The organism is Priestia sp. SIMBA_032 (assembly GCF_046535215.1).
Taxonomy (GTDB): Bacteria; Bacillota; Bacilli; order Bacillales; family Bacillaceae_H; genus Priestia; species Priestia aryabhattai.
This window is the reverse complement of sequence record NZ_JAWRXD010000004.1, coordinates 269,361-288,542: the sequence shown is the minus strand read 5'-3', so window position 1 is coordinate 288,542 and position 19,182 is coordinate 269,361. Positions and strand designations below refer to the sequence as shown.

26 protein-coding genes are annotated in these 19,182 nt (G+C 32.6%); 24 read left to right on the top strand and 2 right to left on the bottom strand.

Annotated features, from left to right (window positions below; all coding sequences use genetic code 11):
* Positions 1-69: 69 nt before the first annotated feature.
* The 8 genes from SB717_RS15720 (at position 70) to SB717_RS15685 (ending at position 6,200) form a co-directional block, all read left to right on the top strand.
* The gene (locus SB717_RS15720; RefSeq protein ID WP_013057577.1) at positions 70-309 is read left to right on the top strand and encodes a YiaA/YiaB family inner membrane protein; all 240 of its coding nucleotides are present in this window, start codon (positions 70-72) and stop codon (positions 307-309) included.
* 141 nt (positions 310-450) lie between these two features.
* Positions 451-1,464: a tyrosine-type recombinase/integrase gene (locus SB717_RS15715; RefSeq protein WP_410904162.1), complete on the top strand. Its 1,014-nt coding sequence runs from the start codon at positions 451-453 to the stop codon at positions 1,462-1,464.
* A gap of 179 nt (positions 1,465-1,643) precedes the next feature.
* Positions 1,644-2,408, top strand: coding sequence for a hypothetical protein (locus SB717_RS15710; protein WP_410904161.1), 765 nt, complete (start codon positions 1,644-1,646; stop codon positions 2,406-2,408).
* A 136-nt stretch (positions 2,409-2,544) separates the two neighbouring features.
* Positions 2,545-3,309: an FxLYD domain-containing protein gene (locus SB717_RS15705; protein ID WP_410904159.1), complete on the top strand. Its 765-nt coding sequence runs from the start codon at positions 2,545-2,547 to the stop codon at positions 3,307-3,309.
* Positions 3,310-3,449: 140 nt separating this feature from the next.
* Entirely contained in the window at positions 3,450-4,007 is a 558-nt protein-coding gene (locus SB717_RS15700) for a hypothetical protein (protein ID WP_410904158.1), read from the top strand.
* 39 nt (positions 4,008-4,046) lie between these two features.
* A complete protein-coding gene (locus SB717_RS15695; RefSeq protein ID WP_410904156.1) occupies positions 4,047-4,790 on the top strand; it encodes a hypothetical protein in 744 nt (247 codons plus the stop codon).
* Positions 4,791-4,832: 42 nt separating this feature from the next.
* Positions 4,833-5,822 (top strand): excalibur calcium-binding domain-containing protein, encoded by a 990-nt coding sequence (locus SB717_RS15690; protein WP_410904155.1) that lies wholly within the window; start codon positions 4,833-4,835, stop codon positions 5,820-5,822.
* A gap of 195 nt (positions 5,823-6,017) precedes the next feature.
* Positions 6,018-6,200, top strand: coding sequence for a hypothetical protein (locus SB717_RS15685; RefSeq protein WP_410904154.1), 183 nt, complete (start codon positions 6,018-6,020; stop codon positions 6,198-6,200).
* Positions 6,201-6,231: 31 nt separating this feature from the next.
* Here the strand turns inward: SB717_RS15685 and SB717_RS15680 are convergent, their stop codons facing one another.
* Positions 6,232-6,465 carry a helix-turn-helix domain-containing protein gene (locus tag SB717_RS15680; protein ID WP_098907054.1) on the bottom strand — a complete coding sequence of 78 codons (234 nt, stop codon included), beginning with the start codon at positions 6,463-6,465 and terminating at the stop codon, positions 6,232-6,234.
* 184 nt (positions 6,466-6,649) lie between these two features.
* Here SB717_RS15680 and SB717_RS15675 point away from each other — a divergent pair, with 184 nt between their 5' ends.
* The 7 genes from SB717_RS15675 (at position 6,650) to SB717_RS15645 (ending at position 13,718) form a co-directional block, all read left to right on the top strand.
* Positions 6,650-7,132, top strand: coding sequence for a hypothetical protein (locus SB717_RS15675; RefSeq protein WP_410904153.1), 483 nt, complete (start codon positions 6,650-6,652; stop codon positions 7,130-7,132).
* Between the two features lie 369 nt (positions 7,133-7,501).
* Positions 7,502-7,648, top strand: coding sequence for a hypothetical protein (locus SB717_RS15670; protein ID WP_410904152.1), 147 nt, complete (start codon positions 7,502-7,504; stop codon positions 7,646-7,648).
* Positions 7,649-7,812: 164 nt separating this feature from the next.
* Positions 7,813-8,010 (top strand): hypothetical protein, encoded by a 198-nt coding sequence (locus tag SB717_RS15665; RefSeq protein WP_098907056.1) that lies wholly within the window; start codon positions 7,813-7,815, stop codon positions 8,008-8,010.
* Between the two features lie 273 nt (positions 8,011-8,283).
* A complete protein-coding gene (locus SB717_RS15660; protein ID WP_410904150.1) occupies positions 8,284-9,570 on the top strand; it encodes a hypothetical protein in 1,287 nt (428 codons plus the stop codon).
* Positions 9,571-9,630: 60 nt separating this feature from the next.
* Complete coding sequence (locus tag SB717_RS15655; RefSeq protein ID WP_410904148.1) at positions 9,631-12,426, top strand: hypothetical protein; 2,796 nt, start codon at positions 9,631-9,633, stop codon at positions 12,424-12,426.
* 477 nt (positions 12,427-12,903) lie between these two features.
* The gene (locus tag SB717_RS15650) at positions 12,904-13,101 is read left to right on the top strand and encodes a hypothetical protein (protein WP_410904146.1); all 198 of its coding nucleotides are present in this window, start codon (positions 12,904-12,906) and stop codon (positions 13,099-13,101) included.
* A gap of 38 nt (positions 13,102-13,139) precedes the next feature.
* Positions 13,140-13,718 (top strand): hypothetical protein, encoded by a 579-nt coding sequence (locus tag SB717_RS15645; protein ID WP_410904145.1) that lies wholly within the window; start codon positions 13,140-13,142, stop codon positions 13,716-13,718.
* Positions 13,719-13,852: 134 nt separating this feature from the next.
* Here SB717_RS15645 and SB717_RS15640 read toward each other — a convergent pair whose 3' ends face one another.
* Positions 13,853-14,014 carry a hypothetical protein gene (locus tag SB717_RS15640; protein ID WP_410904143.1) on the bottom strand — a complete coding sequence of 54 codons (162 nt, stop codon included), beginning with the start codon at positions 14,012-14,014 and terminating at the stop codon, positions 13,853-13,855.
* 103 nt (positions 14,015-14,117) lie between these two features.
* Between SB717_RS15640 and SB717_RS15635 the strand changes: the two genes are divergently transcribed.
* From SB717_RS15635 to SB717_RS15595, 9 genes are all read left to right on the top strand, one after another.
* A complete protein-coding gene (locus SB717_RS15635; RefSeq protein ID WP_410904141.1) occupies positions 14,118-14,339 on the top strand; it encodes a hypothetical protein in 222 nt (73 codons plus the stop codon).
* A gap of 102 nt (positions 14,340-14,441) precedes the next feature.
* Complete coding sequence (locus SB717_RS15630) at positions 14,442-14,642, top strand: hypothetical protein (protein WP_410904139.1); 201 nt, start codon at positions 14,442-14,444, stop codon at positions 14,640-14,642.
* A 98-nt stretch (positions 14,643-14,740) separates the two neighbouring features.
* On the top strand, positions 14,741-15,226 hold the full coding sequence (locus SB717_RS15625; protein WP_410904137.1) for a DUF2321 domain-containing protein: 486 nt from the start codon (positions 14,741-14,743) through the stop codon (positions 15,224-15,226).
* 470 nt (positions 15,227-15,696) lie between these two features.
* The gene (locus SB717_RS15620; RefSeq protein WP_013057002.1) at positions 15,697-15,888 is read left to right on the top strand and encodes a hypothetical protein; all 192 of its coding nucleotides are present in this window, start codon (positions 15,697-15,699) and stop codon (positions 15,886-15,888) included.
* A 57-nt stretch (positions 15,889-15,945) separates the two neighbouring features.
* Positions 15,946-16,332 (top strand): hypothetical protein, encoded by a 387-nt coding sequence (locus tag SB717_RS15615; RefSeq protein ID WP_410904135.1) that lies wholly within the window; start codon positions 15,946-15,948, stop codon positions 16,330-16,332.
* A 197-nt stretch (positions 16,333-16,529) separates the two neighbouring features.
* Positions 16,530-16,679 carry a hypothetical protein gene (locus tag SB717_RS15610; RefSeq protein ID WP_410904133.1) on the top strand — a complete coding sequence of 50 codons (150 nt, stop codon included), beginning with the start codon at positions 16,530-16,532 and terminating at the stop codon, positions 16,677-16,679.
* Positions 16,679-16,996, top strand: a complete 318-nt coding sequence (locus SB717_RS15605; protein ID WP_410904132.1) for an HNH endonuclease — start codon at positions 16,679-16,681, stop codon at positions 16,994-16,996. Before SB717_RS15610 ends, SB717_RS15605 begins: the two co-directional genes overlap by 1 nt.
* Before the next feature lie 127 nt (positions 16,997-17,123).
* Positions 17,124-17,483, top strand: coding sequence for a hypothetical protein (locus SB717_RS15600; protein WP_410904130.1), 360 nt, complete (start codon positions 17,124-17,126; stop codon positions 17,481-17,483).
* Positions 17,480-19,168, top strand: a complete 1,689-nt coding sequence (locus SB717_RS15595) for a terminase large subunit (protein ID WP_410904128.1) — start codon at positions 17,480-17,482, stop codon at positions 19,166-19,168. The genes SB717_RS15600 and SB717_RS15595 overlap by 4 nt, the downstream gene beginning before the upstream one ends.
* Positions 19,169-19,182: the final 14 nt, after the last annotated feature.

Below are 19,182 nucleotides of genomic sequence, written 5' to 3'. Positions count from 1 at the left end.
ACAACAATTATTTTACAATGTAAAATGAAAGCGACGCTTAACAGAAAAAGGAAAAGAGGAGGTCATACGATGAAAAAGCGTAATACAGCAGCTTTTACATTTTTAGCATGGACAGCTTTTATTACAGCACTATTAGCTATGTTTATAGGAATTTATACCTTAGATGCATCACTACCGGTAAAAGGTTATTATGCCGTTGGAACTTTATACTTAACGATGTCTGCTTTTGTGCTTCAAAAAACCATTCGTGATAACGAAGAAGATACGGCGCACGAACGCAAATACGACAAAGCAGAAGAAGAATTGTAGAGCGAAAAGGCTCTGTTAAAAGGTTTTACTTTATTTACCTGTAAAATAAATCCTTTTTAACCTTTGTTGATAAAAACACGACATAAAATTAACGATAGAAACAAGACAGCTTTCCGTATTAGTGGGGGAGGCTGTCTTTTTTTGTCTGCAAATAAACGTAAATTAAGAAGAACAAGAACTAGTTCAAACCAATTAACGATAGATGAAGGCTTAAGAATTGTTACTCAAGTCAAGACGTTGGAAGGTTTATCTGAAGGAACTATTCAGCTATATAGAATTGTCTTTAATGATTTAAAAGTTTTCTTTGGAAATGATAAATTGCTAAATGAAATTGACTTGAGTGATGCTAGAGGCTTCTTTAATTGGCAGCTAAATGACAAAGTACTACATGATAATAGTAACATTAGGCAAATAAAAAATCAGGGTGTACAAGCTAGTAGCGCCAATACATACCTAATAAAATTACGTGCTGCTTTTAATTTGTTGTTTAAAGAAGGGCTTTTAGAAAACAATGTCTTCGTAGAAATTAAGAATATTAAATTTCAGAAGAAAAAAATTAAGACATTATCGATTGAGGAAATTAAAACAATACTAAATGCTTTTGACCAAACTTATTACAGTCAGTATCGCTCATATGTACTTTTGTACACATTATTTGACTCGATGGGGCGTATCCAAGAAGTTTTGCATCTTACAGAGAGTGATATTGATTTTGAAAGACGGGCTATCACATTTCAAAAAACTAAGAATAAATGCTTTAGGATAGTGCCAATCAGCAAGAAAACTTGTCAAATGCTACAGACTTTAATCATCGAAAATAAAGAAGCGTTTAATACTGATCTTGTTTTTGTCACTAATCATGGGAAACCACTTAAACCAGATACATTTCGTACCCATGTAAACAGAATTCTAAAAGAAAAAGGGATAAACATTGATTTTCATCCACACCTACTAAGACATTCTGCATCACAGCTATTTTTGGAACAGTCTGGAAATATTAAAGTACTTCAAGTTTTACTTGGACATTCTGACTTATCGATTACATCACGAGTGTATGCTCATGTACTGGATAGTACTTTAATTGAACAGCATAACCAGTTTGCTCCTATAAAGAGATTAGAAGAGCATAAAGAGAAAATCGTTAAGCGTAAATAAAAATAATCAAAGTGAAAATAAAAAAGAGAGAGCTTGGCTGCAACCATGCTCTCTCCCTTGTGCATAATCAAATATACACTGACTCCACTAAATTCAGTGTAAAATAATAGCTTGAAAAAATCAAGAATTTTTAAGCTTATTGGTTATGCCTCCGATTATACCATATGGGGGTATTTATAATGAAATCAGGTAATATTGAGCAATTTGTACACTTATCGAAGTTTATAGATAAAGACGAATTTAACAATCATATCGAGCAATGGATGGTAGATTTTAAGGCTCAATTTACAAAAGGCGAGTTAATTGGATTAAAGCGCCTTATTAGATATTCATGTAAATATGCTGGTATCTCAAATGCTAAAATTCAAACAATTGTGTCCGCTACACATAACAAGGAAATTGGAATATCTCGATCAACTTTCGAAAGAATGTTACGTAAAGCAAAACAGTACGGTATTTTAACAGTTCATAACACGTTCTGTGGCTCCAATCAACGTCATAATGTTTATGTATTCAATCGTTATCAATCAATTAGACAAGTTGAATCTCAATCTTATAAAAATGAAGTACCAGAGACAATTGACGTAGCAAATCAAGAAACTAGCCATGCTGAAACTAACAACATTAATACTAAACGTAACAATACACGTCTTGATGCAACTTATGCATCAATAAATGTTCCCGCACGACTAACTGGATTAATTGCCTGCTATTACAACGATGCTAAGATTATCGAGGAATTTTGGCGAGTTATTACTGTATCCACGTATTATCTAACGCACTATAGTCAACAGGATAAAGAGGAAATGGCTATTATGGCATTTAAGCAGCTTATTCGTGCAATTAAGTTTGGAAAGAAAGCAAAAAATATCTTTGGGCTATATTATTCAATAGTTACTGATATTTTAGATAGAGAACATATGAAAATTGTAATTAGTGCTTAGGATAAGGGTAATAACCCAAAAAAGAATTAAATAACTAGCTATATTATCATTTTTATTTAGTAAATTTTAGTATACACATAGGGATTTATCTTTTATTATAAAGTGAGTCATTAGAAATAAATGGGAGGAATTAAGGATGAGGAAATTATTAATGGTATTATTCTCAACAAGTTTATTGGCATTATCAGCATGTGGGGGAAATGAAATAAGTAAAGAAGAAGTTAATCAAAATGTAGAAGATGATGTAGAAAGTGTTGATATAAACACCGAAGTAAATGAAGAACCTAAACTAAAAACAGCAGACGAAGCTAGTTATGCTATAAAAACTGAATTCACTAAAGAAGTTCAATATTACGCTGTTATCAAAAACACAGGAAAAGTAGCAGCAGATTTAGATGACGTAGTAATTACGTACACAGGGAAAGACGGATCAGTTATAGCTATGGATGAAGTTCCTTATGTAGCTCCATATGTTCTCAAACCAAATCAAGAGGCTTATGTAATGTCTAGCTCACCTATAGACGTAGAACCAGAAGAATTTGATAAAGCCGAAATGAACATATCAGCAATAGCTACAGGGGATAACATGGTTGAGTCAGTTGATACAAGTAATACAAAAATGTCTATTGAAAGTGATCAAACAGAGAAAACAAGTGATGCTACTATTTCTGGAAAGGTCATAAACACACTAAAAGATAAAACGGATGTTGTCCTAATTGGCGGAGCTTTATATGATGAAAATGATAAACTTCTTGCTACAACGTATGACATGATTGACAGTGTGTTAAGCCCTAATCAATCTGTTGGATTTGAATCTTCAGTTCAAGATGTCCCTATGGAAGTACTGTTGAAAGCTAAAAAGCTTAAAGTTAACGCGTCATATTATCCTGAATTTGAATAGAGCAATACAAAACATGCCTTTACTGAATAGTTATTTTTACTCAAAACCTTATTCCTAATATTTAATTAAAAAACACTAAAAATATAGTATAATTATATCATACAGGAATAAAATGTATGTATTTGTAAGGAGCATAAATTATGAGCCAAGATTTTAGTGAGTTCAAATTAAAAGTAGATTGGAAGCCAGCCCCATTTAGAGGGCACAGTGTAAAGCGAAATATTTCCCAAAGCTTGTGGAGTAAAATTAGAAAGCAAACTTTGGAAGAGAGAGAATGTAAGTGTAGAATTTGTGGATATGAACCAGATGAAGCAAATTTAAGATATCTAGAGATGCATGAAATTGAACGTTATGATGAAGATAATTTAATTTGTACGCTTGAAGGCATAGATTTGATCTGTAAAAGATGTCATGCATTTCATCATTTAGGTTTTACATTTAGTAGAACTACAGAAGAACAATTTAGTGAGTTAATTCAACATTTTATTAAAGTAAATAATTGTACAGAAGAGGATTTTAGAAACCACTATAAATCTGTTCGAGAGAAAAAAGCTCAAAAAGTGCCAGACATAGCTGAGATAATGAAGGTGAGTAGAGAAAAAAGAGCCGTTAAATATCGTATCACTGCGGATATCCCATATAAAGAGAATGTGATATTACAGCTAAAAAAGAAAGAGTTATATAGAGAATCTGTATAAGTTAATTTTGTTAATTAAAATAAAGGGAGAGAAATGAAAATGAAAAAGATGATTATTGCTATGACGGTATGCGGAATGTTAACGGCATGTTCTGACACTACAGAAAATTCTACCAGCAAGGAAGAAGTTAAGCAAGAAGAATCTAAACCTCAAGCTGAGAAAAAAGAAAACGCTACACAAGCGACAGCAGAAGCTCAACCTGAAGAAACTAAAGCAGATGAGACTAAGAAAGAAGAAACTGAAAAAACTACTACAGAATCTAATAAAGATGATGTCGCAACTAAAGAAGAAACAGATGCTAAAGTTAAGGAATTAGAAGCTAAATTGAAAGCTCAAAAGGAAGAAGCTCAGGCTAAACAAGAAGCTGTAGAAAAAGAATTGGCTGAAAAAGCTGAAGCTGACAAGAAAGCAAGAGAAGAAGAAGCAGAACGAATTAAACAAGAAGCTCAGGCTAAAATAGATGCTGCGAATAAGAAAGCTGAAGAAGAAAGTGCAAAAATTGAAGAAGAACAACAAGCTCAAGAAGAGGAATCAAGCTCTAATGCAGCAGAAATGAGTAAAGCTGAATTTGATAAGATTCAAAACGGAATGAGTATAGATGAAGTAGTGGCTATAGTTGGAGGATCAGGTGAATTAAATTCTGAGTCAGGAACAAAAGGTGATCCGTATTACACGGCAATGTATTCATTTATGGGTGAAGGTTCTCTAGGAGCTAACGCATTAATCATGGTTCAAGGGAGTCCAGCTAAAGTTGTATCTAAATCACAGTTTGGCTTGCAGTAATATATAAAACAATATATCTAGCAAAGGGAGAGAAAAGAAAAAATGTTTATAGCTGTAATTGGTGTTTTATTGTTCTTCGCTTTTGTTATCTGTTTAATATGGGGAATTGTTAACCTAGCAAGAAAGAAGAAAGCTAAAAAGGTTTTTCTTATCTCATTAACTAGTCTCGTTCTATGTTTTGTATTAGCTTTAGTGGATTCTAGCAATGATGAAGAACAAGCAGCAGAAAAAGAAGCTCAAATGCAAAAGGAACGTGAAGCGAGAATTGAAAAGAAGCCAGCTAAGACAGCAAGTGCAACTGTAAAACCAACACTTGAATTTGTAGAAGCAGCAGGAATTGTTTATAAAATGGTGAATGTAGAAGACCCTGAAGATGATATTAACAAATCTAAATTTATCAAAGAAACTGTAATGAAAGGTTATCTTACTACTAAGATGAAAAAGCATGTTTACATGTATGCTGATACAAATAAGTCTGGTGAATGGATTCAAGCAACATATGACGATAAAGATGATATGGTTAAGAAAGTCGAAATGAGTCCTAACTTAGAGAAGAAAGTAATTGCTAGTGTAAATAAAGAAAAGGCAACAGAAACAACTAAAAAAGAAGAGGCTCAAAAGAAAGCTGATGAACAAAAACAAGCAGAGCAAAAGAAACAGGAAGAAGCTAAGAAATTAGAAGAGCAAAAAGCTCAAGAGGAAGCGCAAGCTAAAGCAGCAGAAGAGAAACGTAAACAAGAAGAAGCGAATCGTATTGCTGAGGAAAAACGTGTAGCCGAACAGAAACAAAAGGAACAAGAAGCGTTACAAGCAAAACAACAACAAGCAGAAGCAGAACAAGCACAAAGAGAAGCTGAGGAGAAAGCTCAAGCAGAAGCACAGGCTCAACAACAGCAACAACAAACTCAAACAGCTACATTCCAAAACTGCTCAGAAGTTCGTGCAGCAGGAAGAGCACCAATTAGACAAGGTGAACCAGGATTCCAAGCGAAGTTTGACCGTGATGGTGACGGAATTGGTTGCGATCAGTAATAACTCAGCAGTATGAATATAAAAAGGATATATATTAAAAGAAATGACCTCCATTACTGGGGGTTATTTCTTTTATTCCTAAAAGTATTCGGGCATTATAACAAAATTTAACAGGGTTTCTTACCGATTTCTAGAAATATTACTTATCAACCGTTCATATAAATATTTCCAATTATACTAAAAGTAGGTGGAAGAATGGAAAGAAAAAAATTTATTGAACACATTGATAAGTTAATAGCACAATCTAACGCTTGGAGAAAAGACGCGGAAAAGAGAGAAGATTGGAATAGTGCGTGTTTTTATCAAGGAGAAGTGAAAGCTTATGAAAAGATTAGCCGCATGATTAAAAGAGACCTTGAGCAAAAGTTACATGTATGAGTTAAAATAACCACTCCTAAATTTTGGGTGGTTATTTTTTATTTGGTATGTACTCAACAACATCCTCTAAACTACAGTCAAGTGTTTCACAAATCTGATCAAGCACTTTTACAGAAATTAACTTCACTGGTTTCCCTTGAGCTGCTAATTCTTCGTAATTGCACATATTCCATATTGCTTCATAGCGAATTCCCGCTAATTTAGCAAATTGATTTAGAGACATACTTTCCTTTGCTAATATCTCTCGCAACTTAAATTTAATCATCACTTATTCACCTCTCTTTTAATTATACACCATGTTATCTGAGTTGGATATAACTAAATGTTGTTATATAGAGGGATAAAGTTGAAAAAAATTTAAAAAAGAGTTGACTTGGAATAAATTAGCTAGTAATATAAGGATAAGTTATCTGAGATACGGATAACGAATTAGAAAGAGGTGTTTGGAAATGCTAAAAACTTATAACGTAGTTGTAGAAGTGAAAGCTGAGTACGTGAACACAATCTTCACTGCAAACATGGAGCAAGCATGGGAGAAAGCTACAATTAACACTAATAGCTTTACAACACGTTTCAATACTGACATCGAATTTATGACAGTCACAGGTGAGAAAATGAGCTTTAGATGGTGTGATAACGATTTTGAAATTGAGGAAATCTACAATGAATTTGAGAATGAGTATAAGGCTTGTGGAAATATGAATCTAGTGATGATGCAGGATATTCAAGCAGTATCATATGAAAAAGCAGAAGATTATGCACAAGAAACATTCAATGACTGCTTTTTATCAATGGGTAATGTAACAGTAGTTAATCACGATATGAAAGATGTAGAACTTTCAATAGCAAACTATGAAATTGAAGTTGGTAATATCGAAGAAGTGTTTGAAGATGAAATTGTCGAAAATAATCAGAAAATTATTTACAAATGAAATGCAAAATAGTACAATCAAAGAATGGATGAAAAATTGCCTAGTCTGTCGCCAAACTTTCTAAGCAATAGTAAGGGGATTGTCGCCAAACTTTCCTCTTACGCCATTCAATCTAATTGCACTCTTACGTTAATTATGAAGTTTTACAGCAACGACACATTGCTGATTTTGTGTTACCTATTATGAATGCTCAGACAGGGATAAACCTATCTAGGCGTATTAGTTTTTGTTGTTAACGTTATTATAAATGCATCTGTTAACAAAGTCAACAACTAATACCCTGTTTGAGTCTAAAAACGTAATAAATAGATTACGAAAAAACGACTAACTACTATTATAGGTAGTTTACCATTCGGGGAGGAACTAACAATGAAAAACAATGCCTGGGAATTTGTAGAAGCATTTAATGAAATGAAAGATGTTTATGACAATTTAGGATACGAAGATAATTACATTGATACATTAGATCATTATGAAAGCTTGTTGTCAGGAAATGTAAATTACAAGTCTGCGTAAAAGGTTGATTTTATCTAGAAAATAAAGCATGTAGATACTCTCAATAAAACTGAGATTTTACACAGTAATATTAATCTGAAATGTAAAGGAGGTGATGCTAGGGTAAATCCCTAATGATCTTTGACAACTAAATAAACAAATTATAAAAAAGGAATGATTAACCCATGAACAATATTGAATTTTTCTACTGCTACAACAAACGGTTAAGTGACCACATTGGAAAGAGTGGAATTAAATTTGTAACAGTCGCAATTAACCCTAATGATGGACGTACCTATAGTCAGTACATAATCACACCAGAATTAAAAAAAGTAATCGATGATTATAAAGCAATGAGACAACGTGAACGACAAGTAGTATAAAAAGTAATGCGGAGATTTACGCACAAAATTACATACCCATATGCAAAATCGTGCGGAGATTTACGCACGATATTACAGTACCATATGCAATATTGAACCGAAATTTACGCACATAATTGCATAGATTACAGATAAAACATATTAAAAATAAAACATACTATACAGATAAATTTATGAAATTAAGAAAATCGTTTAATTTCATGATGGTAAGTTTCCCTAAATAATTCAAGTTCAAAAGATTAAAAACTCAATTATAAACTCGGAGGTATTTAAATGTTAATCTCAAATTTTAATAAAGTTGTATCAGAAGGTAAGCCAGCATTCATTAGAGCCTATAATCCATTTGGGAATGTAGAGAGTAATTATAAGTTAGATGCAGATGAATTTTTCTTATACTGTCTACTATTCACAATGCAAATGAAGGACGACTCTATCAGAACGAATGTAGATATTATTAATCAAATGATGCCTAATCAATATAAATGGTTTTCAGAAGATGCTAAGAATAAGAAGAAAATTAAAGAGAGTATATTCTCATTAATTAGCAAACAGGTATTTGTTTTACATAATAAATTAAATGAAATTAATAATAGTGTCATGTTGGAGCTTACTATTAATGATGAAGTTTTACGTAATGATGGTGTATCAGATGATAAGAAATTAGAAGAAGCTGATCAAGGTTATCAGAATTTCTCAAATGCAATTACATATTCTAAGTTTCTACAATTTGAATCAAGACAAGAATTATACATATTTTACGTTGTTTCTAGATGGTCTAATGGCTTTCATGCTTCATTTGGTGAATGGGCTAACATATTGGATAAGAAAGAACGTCAAGCAATTAACATAATCGATTCTTTGGTTGAAAAAAGGATTATCTATAAGAATATTGGTAAGAACATCGAACAACGAAAGCAAGAACGAAATAATTATAAAATTAGTCCTTTCAGCCAGAAAGAGAAAACAGTTCCTACTATTAAAAAGGAACAAACCGAACAGGTTAAGGTTGAAAAGGAGTTAGAAAATGTAGTTGAAGTAGTTAATGAAAATGAAGAACAACGTAGTCACACATGGCATGTCAAAGGTAGTCGCTTAGATGTGGGCGACTTTATTGTTTATCTAACTACTAAAGATGAAAAGTTAAAAAAAGTTGCTGAGAGACGTATGGAAGCTTTATCTAAAAGTGAAAATGGTAAGTCTCTTGTAGAAAATAATCTGAAAGATGCACAAGAAAGAATACACGCTAAGGAAATGGCAGATAAGGAATTAGAGAGACACATTCAACGCATGACAGAAAGACAGAATCAATTAGAACTAAATCCTCCTGCACAATTCAAGAAAACAGAAAAGTCTAAATTCCAAAAAATGATGTGGGAAAAGATAGAAGATAATCACAGTAAGAAAAAAGAAGAAGAGTACAACATAATCAATGATATGAATGATTTATTAATCACTGATGAAGATATTAAACCTAAAAAGAAGAAAGATGAACGAGATATCAGAAATCTATTAGATTATGAAATGTCACCACAAGAAAAAGCAGATGAAATTTTCGGTTAATACATAGAACAAAATAAATAAAAAAACTCAAACTATAAAATCAAAGGACGGTAATTAATTATGACAAACTTAACAAGTGTAGCGAAAATGGAAAAAGGTAATGCAGTATATATCAAATCAATTGAAGCAGCAGACTTATTCTCTCATATGAATAGAGATCATGAAATCACAAATGAATATTTAGGAATGTTACCATATAGCTTAGAAAGTATCCGACTCGAACAAGAAGGAATGAAGGTTAAAAAACCTAAAGAAGCTAAATGGACTAGTGATGATGTGATTAATGTTAAGTTTAACAAGAAGGTTCGCAATGCAGATGAACTATTAATTAATCTTAATGAAAATATCGATAATGTAAATGAAGCAATTAATAATGAAACTGATGAGAAGAAATTAGAGAAGTTAAATGATAAATTAACTGAAATGAATGAACGTAAAGTACATATCGAAGCTAATAAGGATAATGAAGAATGGAAAGAAGTTAAGAGTGATGACCTTCGATTCAAATTGTACAAAGAAGGGTTCACTATCAATAAGTACAATAAGAAAACTAAGAAATCAAAACCGATTCATTATGTAGTGTATAAACGTAGTGCTTCGAAATCTCGTACAGGTCAATGTTTGTTTATCAATAAGAAATTAATAACTAAAATGCAAAAATGGTCACGTATGGGATTGAAATTTGAATCAACTAGAAAGCATGACTTAGCTTCACTTTTAGCATATGAATCACTTGTAACATCAAGTCTAGAAGGATTAGTAAAAATCAACCCTGACAATATGTTAATTGTAGATGACGTAGAGTCTGTATTCCCTGAAAAGTGTGCTGTTGTACGTGAAAATAAAACAACTAAATTATTAGATAGCTTTGAGCAAACTGTTACAGTAGAAAATAGCTTATTCGATGGAGAATCATTACTTGATGTAGAGTTCTTCCCTGAAGGTAAATCAATGTTACTACTACGTCAACATATGTTTAAGAGTGCAGCATTTGCAACTAATTTACAAAAGTTCTTCACTGATCAACATAGAGCTATGACTAACCCTGAGAATAAGACCTATAATTCATCTATTCCAGTAAACTATAATGAGTGGGAATTAGAAGACATGTTTGGAAATAAGGTGCTTGCATCACAAACTAAGTTCATCTTTACCCCTTCTTCGCTGAAAGCACTCAAATTCAGTTACACTAAAGGAACTAAAGCTGACATGTACGCTTACTGGAAGGAACTAATCAATGAAGAAACAGAAGCTACATTTGGTATATGTAAAGGTGAAAAAGGTTCAAAATTCGGGTATAACGAAGATGGAGAAATCATGCACCAAACGTCTTATCAAATGTTGAACAGTATGGATTTAAGTAATGCTGATGTTGTTAAGCTTGCTCAAGATGAAGTGGATTATGTTATCAATCTAAAAGAAGATAGTGATGCATTTATTGAGCATATTAATGAAAAAGCAAATAACTTAAACAGTAATGAAATGCTTTCAGCCATCTACAATGTCAATAGAGATATTATTGGTACAGAAGTGTTTAAGAAATTCAGACGTGAAGAAATCAATAAACAAAAGACTCATGTACAAAAAGGGAAAGTGCGAGTAAATGGTGATTACCTAGTTTTATTAGGAAATCCAATGGAATACCTTTTCCACTCTATCGGTAAGTTTGATGTAAACAATGTTGAAGAATTATCATTAAAAGACAATCAAATCTACACTACGCTGTTTCCAGTTGATAAAGAATATGTCGGGTTTAGAAATCCTCACACAGCACCATCAAACGTGTTTGTTGGACTGAATAAGGAAGTTAAAGCAATCGATACATATTTTGAACTAACTAAAAATATCATCTGTGTAAACTCAGTGAAGCATAACATACTCAATAAATTATCAGGTGCAGATTTCGATAGCGATACATTAATTTTCGTAGATTTTGAGGAACATATCTTGAAAATGGCTAAACAATTAAATGAAGACTTTCTAGTGTGTGTGAATGAAGTTGATTGTGAGCCTAACCATTATGAATTAGATAAAGCTAATGCTTCAAGAGCAGAGATTGATAATACGTTGAGTGTCAGCCAGAAAACTATTGGAAAAACCGTTAATACTGCTCAATTGTACATGAGTAAATATTGGGATAGAAAACGTAATAATGGGACTCAAGAAGAATTGGTTAAATTACTAAAAGGCGTTAATATTTTGACTGTGTGCTCAGGAATTGCAATTGATATGTCCAAAAAGCTTTACAAACTTAACCTTGAAGCTGAAATTAAAGCAATGGAAAATAAGTTAGAGTTGAAGCTTGATAAGGAAGACAAAAAGCGTAAAAAGCCTTTATTCTGGAAAGTTAACGGAAGTAAAGACACCAGCAAGAAGAAGGATAAAAAGAAAGAGGATGATAAGAAAAAAGATGATAAAAAGGAAAAGAAACCTAACAAATTTGTAAAATATGATACTCCAATGGATTACCTGTACTTAGCACTTGAAAAGCTTCCTAAAGCAAGTGATATTGCTGGTGTAGAGTTTGCTAGTCTACTTGCTAAAGTTAAAACTTCAAATGCAGATAGACATCAAAAGGCAGCTATCTTAGAAGAAGTAAATGATATGTCTGATTTCATTAAATCGGTTAACTCAGAAGATAGTGGACTTAACGAAAGAGAAAAAGATGAACGTCAAATGGGTGCAATTAATAATTCTAAGTACAAGGTTCAAAAGAAGAGTATTAAAATCGAGACAATGGTAGCTACAATTGAATATGCACTTGATCTAAACAATGGATATGCAAACCCATTACGATTATTGAAAGTGTTATATGAGACTCATACAGAAACTTTCTTAGAAGCATTTAAAAAATAGTCAAAAATGGAAAGAAAATTACACACATTTAAAAAAATGTTGCCTGTAACCCTTGCGGTTATGGGCTTTTTATGTTAGTCAATTATTGTCTATAGGAGAGAGTAGGAAAGTGTCTTGCATGCATGCGTTTAGACCGTTGAAATCATATCAGAAGCAATTTAGTGTTTCGTGCGAAAGTAGACACCTACAGACCTCCATTCTTCTTTTTGTTAAAAATGGTTATAAAACCCCCGATTATTACTTTCTATACTCAGTATAAAGTATTACTCACTGTGAGTCAATCTTTTTTAAAACTTTTTTGATTGTTTTATTATTCATTCTCTTTATTAACATTCTAGGGGTGCTTATCACGTCAGCTAAGTACTCTTAGAATAATTTTTTACAATTTTCATTGATTACTAATTAAACAATTAATAATGAATGAAGCTTGTAATTTTAAAATGAGCTTACATTAAATTTCAAAAGGAGCAACAGACGATGGAAGATAAAAAACACCCTAAAAACGGTATGTTTTGGTACTGCTACTCAATGGATGTATTCGACTATTTACACAATGAGAAGGACATTCCGTATATTACAAAGGCTAAACATCATAAGACGAATATGCCTTTTACTATGTTCTTCAAAGATGAAGTAGAACAAGCATTAACAGAGTTAAAAAATAAAACCAACTAATTAAAAAAACTAAAATTTGAAAAGGTAGGTACTTAAAAATGAAAATTATTGAAAATGGGAAAGAAATCATATTAACTCCAATCCCTGAATTGTTAAACCAGAATGAAGAGGTGTATAAATCATATCTCTGTGATACAGAAGGCGGTAGAATATTTTCAGTGCGTAGTGGACGTTTCCTTGTGAGTAATCCGAATCATAAAGGATACTGTTATGTATCATGTAGAGTAGGTGGAAAAGGTAGACCTTACAGCGTACATGTATTAGTTTATTCTTCTTATTCAGGTATGAAACAATCCGATTGGAGAGCAATGGGATTAGAAATAAACCACATTCAAGAGAACAGCAAACACATCAATAAAATCTCCAATTTAGAATTAATCACTCACAAACAACAATTCCAAGATAAACATGACCCATACATTAAAGCGAAAATGGGAACAAGTAGACGTTTAACAATCCCAGAAGTACGTGAAATCCTACAAGCATGGATTGATTTTGAAGGAGATAAGCGTGGTACATTCGTTTGGGAAATGGTTGAGAAGTATGAAGTAGGTTATAAAGCCATTATTGATGTACTAGAAGGTAGAAGCTATAAAAACTTAGGTGAGTTAGCTTAAAATAATACATAAGTAAATAACTGGATGTTGCTGTGGCGTATTCTAGGCGAATTAAAAATAATTAATACATAATAGTTACATAAATTAATAATGAGAACAGGGAGGCAATACGCCACTCTGTTCTTAATAATTACTTACTTTTCTTTTCTTACACCTTTAAAAGGTTTATTGTCACTTTTTACGTCCATAATACGTCCAGTTGAGGTATCGCGTTTTGCATAATGACCACTAGGAGTTTTGAATTGAGAACGACCTTTAACAGCACCATCACGATGTCCACCTGAATTTCCTGCCATAATTTTCACCACCTTTCTATCTACTAAATTACAATATTCTACAATTAAAAAGGAAAACCTTCCTATTATGTCGAATTTAGTAGATGGAGAGGAGGTGGCATATATGAGCGAAATAACAAAAGACAGCATTTTAGCTGGAACAACTGTAGAAGTTATTACTTTAGGTGCAAGGTTAGACATCTTAATGGATGCTCTAGCAGAAAAAAATATAATTGATAAGGCGGAATTGTTGGATAAATTCGCTAAATTATCACCAGAGGATAAAAAAGAACGCTTTTATAATCTTTTTGGAATTACACTAGAAGAAATGTTAAACAGTAAATAAAGAGGATGAAAAATAATGAGGGGCGCTGTTTTTATGCAGGGTCTCTTTAATTTTGTTTGTGAATATAGGTGAGCTAATTTAAAATTTGTGGAGGTTATATTAATGAAAAATTTAAACGAAATTCTTAAATCAAATACCCTGGTTGATGAAGTGGTTAATGGAGTTATTATCAGAGACTATGAAAGCTCAGATAATAACGGTAAATTAGATTTATTATTAAGGGTTTTAGAGATTACCATTGAACAGAAAGATAATTTAGCGAATGAGTTAAAAGAATTACGTGAAAGAATATATGGTGTATAAGTAATACATAGTTAAATAAAATTTTTCGATTATCAGTCAAATAGTAACAGGATAATATTACCTTTTGTCGAACTAAGTAGACGAAAGGTGGGATTGAGATGTCGCAAGGTTATTATGATACAGCGCAAGTATGTTTAAATGGTCATGTTGTTACTACGCAATACGAAACCGCTATAGAATTTAGATCTAAGCATTGCGGTGAATGTGGAGAATCCACTATCACTAATTGTTCTAATTGTAATACTAAAATTAAGGGATATTATCATTTGCCAGATGTATTTGGTTTTGGTAGCGACGTAGTATCTGGTTATTGTCATGAATGTGGTAAAGCATATCCATGGACAGAAGCAAAGATTGAAGCAGCTAGAGAGCTTGCGGAAGAGTTAGAAGAACTAACGGATGAGGAAAAAGAATTATTAAAGAAATCACTAGATGATTTAGTTAAAGATAGCCCTCGTACTGTAGTTGCAACTACCAGATTTAAAAGGTTAGTCGGTAAAGCCACTCCTGAAATAGCCACAGGATTTAAAGACATTCTTGTAGATATAGTAAGTGAGACTGCAAAAAAAGCAATATGGGGATAAAGCATAGTCACTCTGAATGGGTGGCTATTTATTTTGTCCAAGTAATAAAAAGTTGTAAAAACGATGATTCACAATAAAAGAAAAGCTTTCATATCTTAATGAAGGTTTTATTTACAAGTTGAAACAAAGTAGGTGATTAAATGTTCTATTCTAATTTCTACACTCCCTTTAACTATGCTTTCTACCCTTATTTTATGCCTTCTTTTGAACGTCCTACTGGATATATACTCACATCTAGTGGGGAAATTAATAGTTGGTGGGGGAATTATCCACTGGGTAAGCCAGCTAAAGCGCCAAAGTTTTTGGGTGGAGGCCAGGCGCCTATTTCAGGACCTGCCATACCTTTCAGGTTAAGGGGTTACTATTAAAGTAATAAGCATAAGGATGCTGATTCATCAGTGTCCCTTTTTATTAAAAACAGGTAATTTGTCATCCTTTGTCGAACTAGTAGGTAAAGAGGTGATACACATATGCTTAAATTTAAAGTTGTTTTTGAATTTATAAACGGCAGGACAAAGGAATTAAAATTTGAAGCCACATCAAAGAAAGAAGTCATTAGTCATATAACAAAACATGAAAAATTTGTTTCGAATGAAAAAGAGCTAGTGCATATCAATTTAAATAATGTGGTGCAGTTTATGGTTACAGAAGAAAAAAAATAATAAGGTAAGAATAAATAACTTTTTGTCGAATAGAATAGACAAAAGGTGGTAATGGATATGGTCGATAAAAATTGGGTTAATGCTTATGTTTCTAAAATTTCAGGAAAACATTTCGAACTGTTACTGATTCAAGATATTATTGATTCTTTCATTGAGATGTTAAATGTAAAGCTAAATGATAATCAACAATCTAAAGCCAATTTTAATAAAGAAATAAGTGAAATTTCATTTCCAGACTGCTTAGTTTCGTTTAAAATTCAAGGACCTACATTGAGTTTGAGGAAAGTTTTAAAATCTAACTATCAAGTTGCTGGTGGAATTAAAATTTTTGATACAGGTTTGGCTTATCATTTAAAATCTGGTGCAGACTTGATTGAAGAGGTCGAAACTATATCTGAAGCATTAGATAGGGCGCTAAGTTATTTACTTTTAGAGCTGAAATAAAAGTTAATATTTTTATAAGTTTCGGTCACTCACAGTGGGTGGCTTTTTATTATGCCTATAATGTGTAAGTTGAATATGTGTTAAATAATAAATAAAAAAGGAAAGGTGGCAATATAGATGAGGAATGATAAGTACGTACCAATCTATGCATCTAATATTACTGAAGATAATAAAAGAGAAAAGGATAGTGATAAGTAATGACAGAGGAAGAGTACAAAAATCTAGATCCAACAGTTCAAGCATCGATAGATAGAATACAGTCCTGGGTTACGATGGATATGATTAGTCAAGAGGAAGCAGATGGATATATCCAAGATATATTAGATACAGTTAATGGTATTGGGTAATGGCAAAGGAATGGGCTAAACCTTTTTATAATTCAAGTGCATGGAAGAAATGTAGGAAGTCTTATATTGTATCAGTTTTTAATCTATGTGAGAGATGTGGTGAGATAGGTAAGATATTGCACCATAAAGAATATCTCACACCAGAGAATATTAACAACCCAGAAGTATCATTAAATCATGAGCTATTAGAATATTTGTGTCAAGAATGTCACAACAGAGAACACCATGAGAGATTTGGTGTAGTTCAGTATGGATTAAAGTTTGATGAGAATGGTGAGCTGATTCAGGTTAAAGAAGTTAAACCTTGGTGGGAATGACATACTCCCCCCTATCAAAATTAAAATAACGATTAGCCTAGAGACCGAAGGTGAGCCTTAACGTAATACGCAGGTAATTTCCATATAACCCCACCCCCCTAATTTTTGAAGAAAGGAGCGCATAATAATGGCGAGTAATGAATTATCACCAAAAGAGACAATGATTAAGAAGGAAGTAGCGAGATTAAACAAAATCTTCAAAGAGCTTGATAAGAATAGGAAATCAAGTGTAGATGGATTAATTCAAGAAGCAGCATTTATGAGAGCAACCCTTCACGACTTAAAACAAGACATTAATGAAAATGGTGTACTTGATAATATGCAACAAGGCGAGTACTCAATCTTACGTGAATCACCTGCATTGAAATCTTATAACTCAACCATTCAAAGGTATACCACTGTCATGAAAGAATTGTTTGCTATGCTTCCTAAAGAAGTGATTAAGAAGGAAGACGATGGATTTGAGAACTTTGTGCAGAACAAATGAAGAAGTATCCATTAGCTTATAATCCAATCATTGAGTATTGGAACAAAATAGACAGTGGTGAGGAAATTGTATCAAATAAAGTAAGACGTGTTTACAAAATGCTTGTTGAAAGTATGAACGATGATATGTGTGAGTGGGAATATAGAAGCTCTAAAGCAAATCATGCAATTGAGTTTATTGAAAACTTCTGTAAACACTCAAAAGGTAAACTAGGCGGTAAACCATTCATCTTAGAATTATGGCAAAAGGCAATGACTGCTGCATTATTTGGATGCATACATAAAATTGATGATGTTCGTTGGTGGCAAGAATTTATTCTACTTGTTGCTCGTAAAAATGGTAAATCAGCTTGGGCTAGTGCTGTAGGACTCTATATGTTAATTGCAGATGGAGAGGCAGGCGCAGAAGTAGTGAGCGCAGCCACAAAAAAAGATCAAGCTAAAATTGTTTGGCAAGAATCAAAGCGTATGGTTAATAAATCACCAGCATTAAAGAAGCGTATTAGAACATTAGTAAGTGAATTAATTTCAGATGCTACGGATTCTACATTTAAACCTTTATCAAGTGATTCAAATACTCTCGATGGACTTAATATTCATTGTTCTTTGATTGATGAATTACATGCCATTGAAGATAAGAACCTTTATGACGTAATTGTGGATGGTATGTCAGCTCGTGAACAACCTTTATCAATTATCACATCTACAATGGGAACAGTTCGTGAAAATATCTTTGATATTAAGTATGAAGAAATCGAATTGATTATTGGTGATTACGATGATGTAGATGCAGAGCGTTCTCGTGTGCTTCCTATCGTCTATGAATTAGATAAGCGTGATGAATGGTTAAGTGACGATTACACAGTATTCAAGAAAGCAAATCCTGGGCTTGGCACAATCAAAAAGACTGACCAATTAATAGCTAAAGTTAAAAAAGCAAAGAAGAATCCTTTATTGGTAAAGAACTTGTTAACTAAAGACTTCAATATTCGTGAAACATCGACTGAAGCATGGTTAACATATGAACAAGTTTACAATGAGAAGAAATTTGATATCGATGAGCTGAAACCTCGTTATGGAATTGGAGGTACAGATTTATCAGAAACAACCGATCTAACATCAGCATCGGTTATTTTTATGCTTCCTGACGATGACAATGTTTATGTTGAACATATGTATTGGCTTCCAGAGGACTTACTAGAACAGCGTTCCAAAGAGGATAAAATACCTTATGATTCTTGGAAGGACATGGAATTATTACGTACAACTCCTGGGCGAGAAATTCACCCTAAGTTTGTAACACAATGGTTCTTGGAAATGCAAGAGAAACACGACATTTATCTATCTTGGATTGGCTATGATAGATGGTCTGCTAAATATTGGGTTGAAGAAATGAAAGATAATTTTGGAGAACCTGCAATGTTACCTATTGCTCAAGGTAAACAAACGTTATCACAACCTATGAAATCACTTGGAGCAGAATTAGAGTCTAAGAAAATCATATATCAAAACAATCCTATAACTAGATGGTGTTTAAGTAATACTGCAATTGATATTGATAAGAACTTATCGATTCAACCTAATAAAACAAAGAATCAACGCAGACGTATTGATGGAACAGCAGCATTATTAAACGCTTATGTAGTGTTACAAGAAAAGAAAAATGAATACATGAACATGATTTAGAGAAGGAGGTGAGA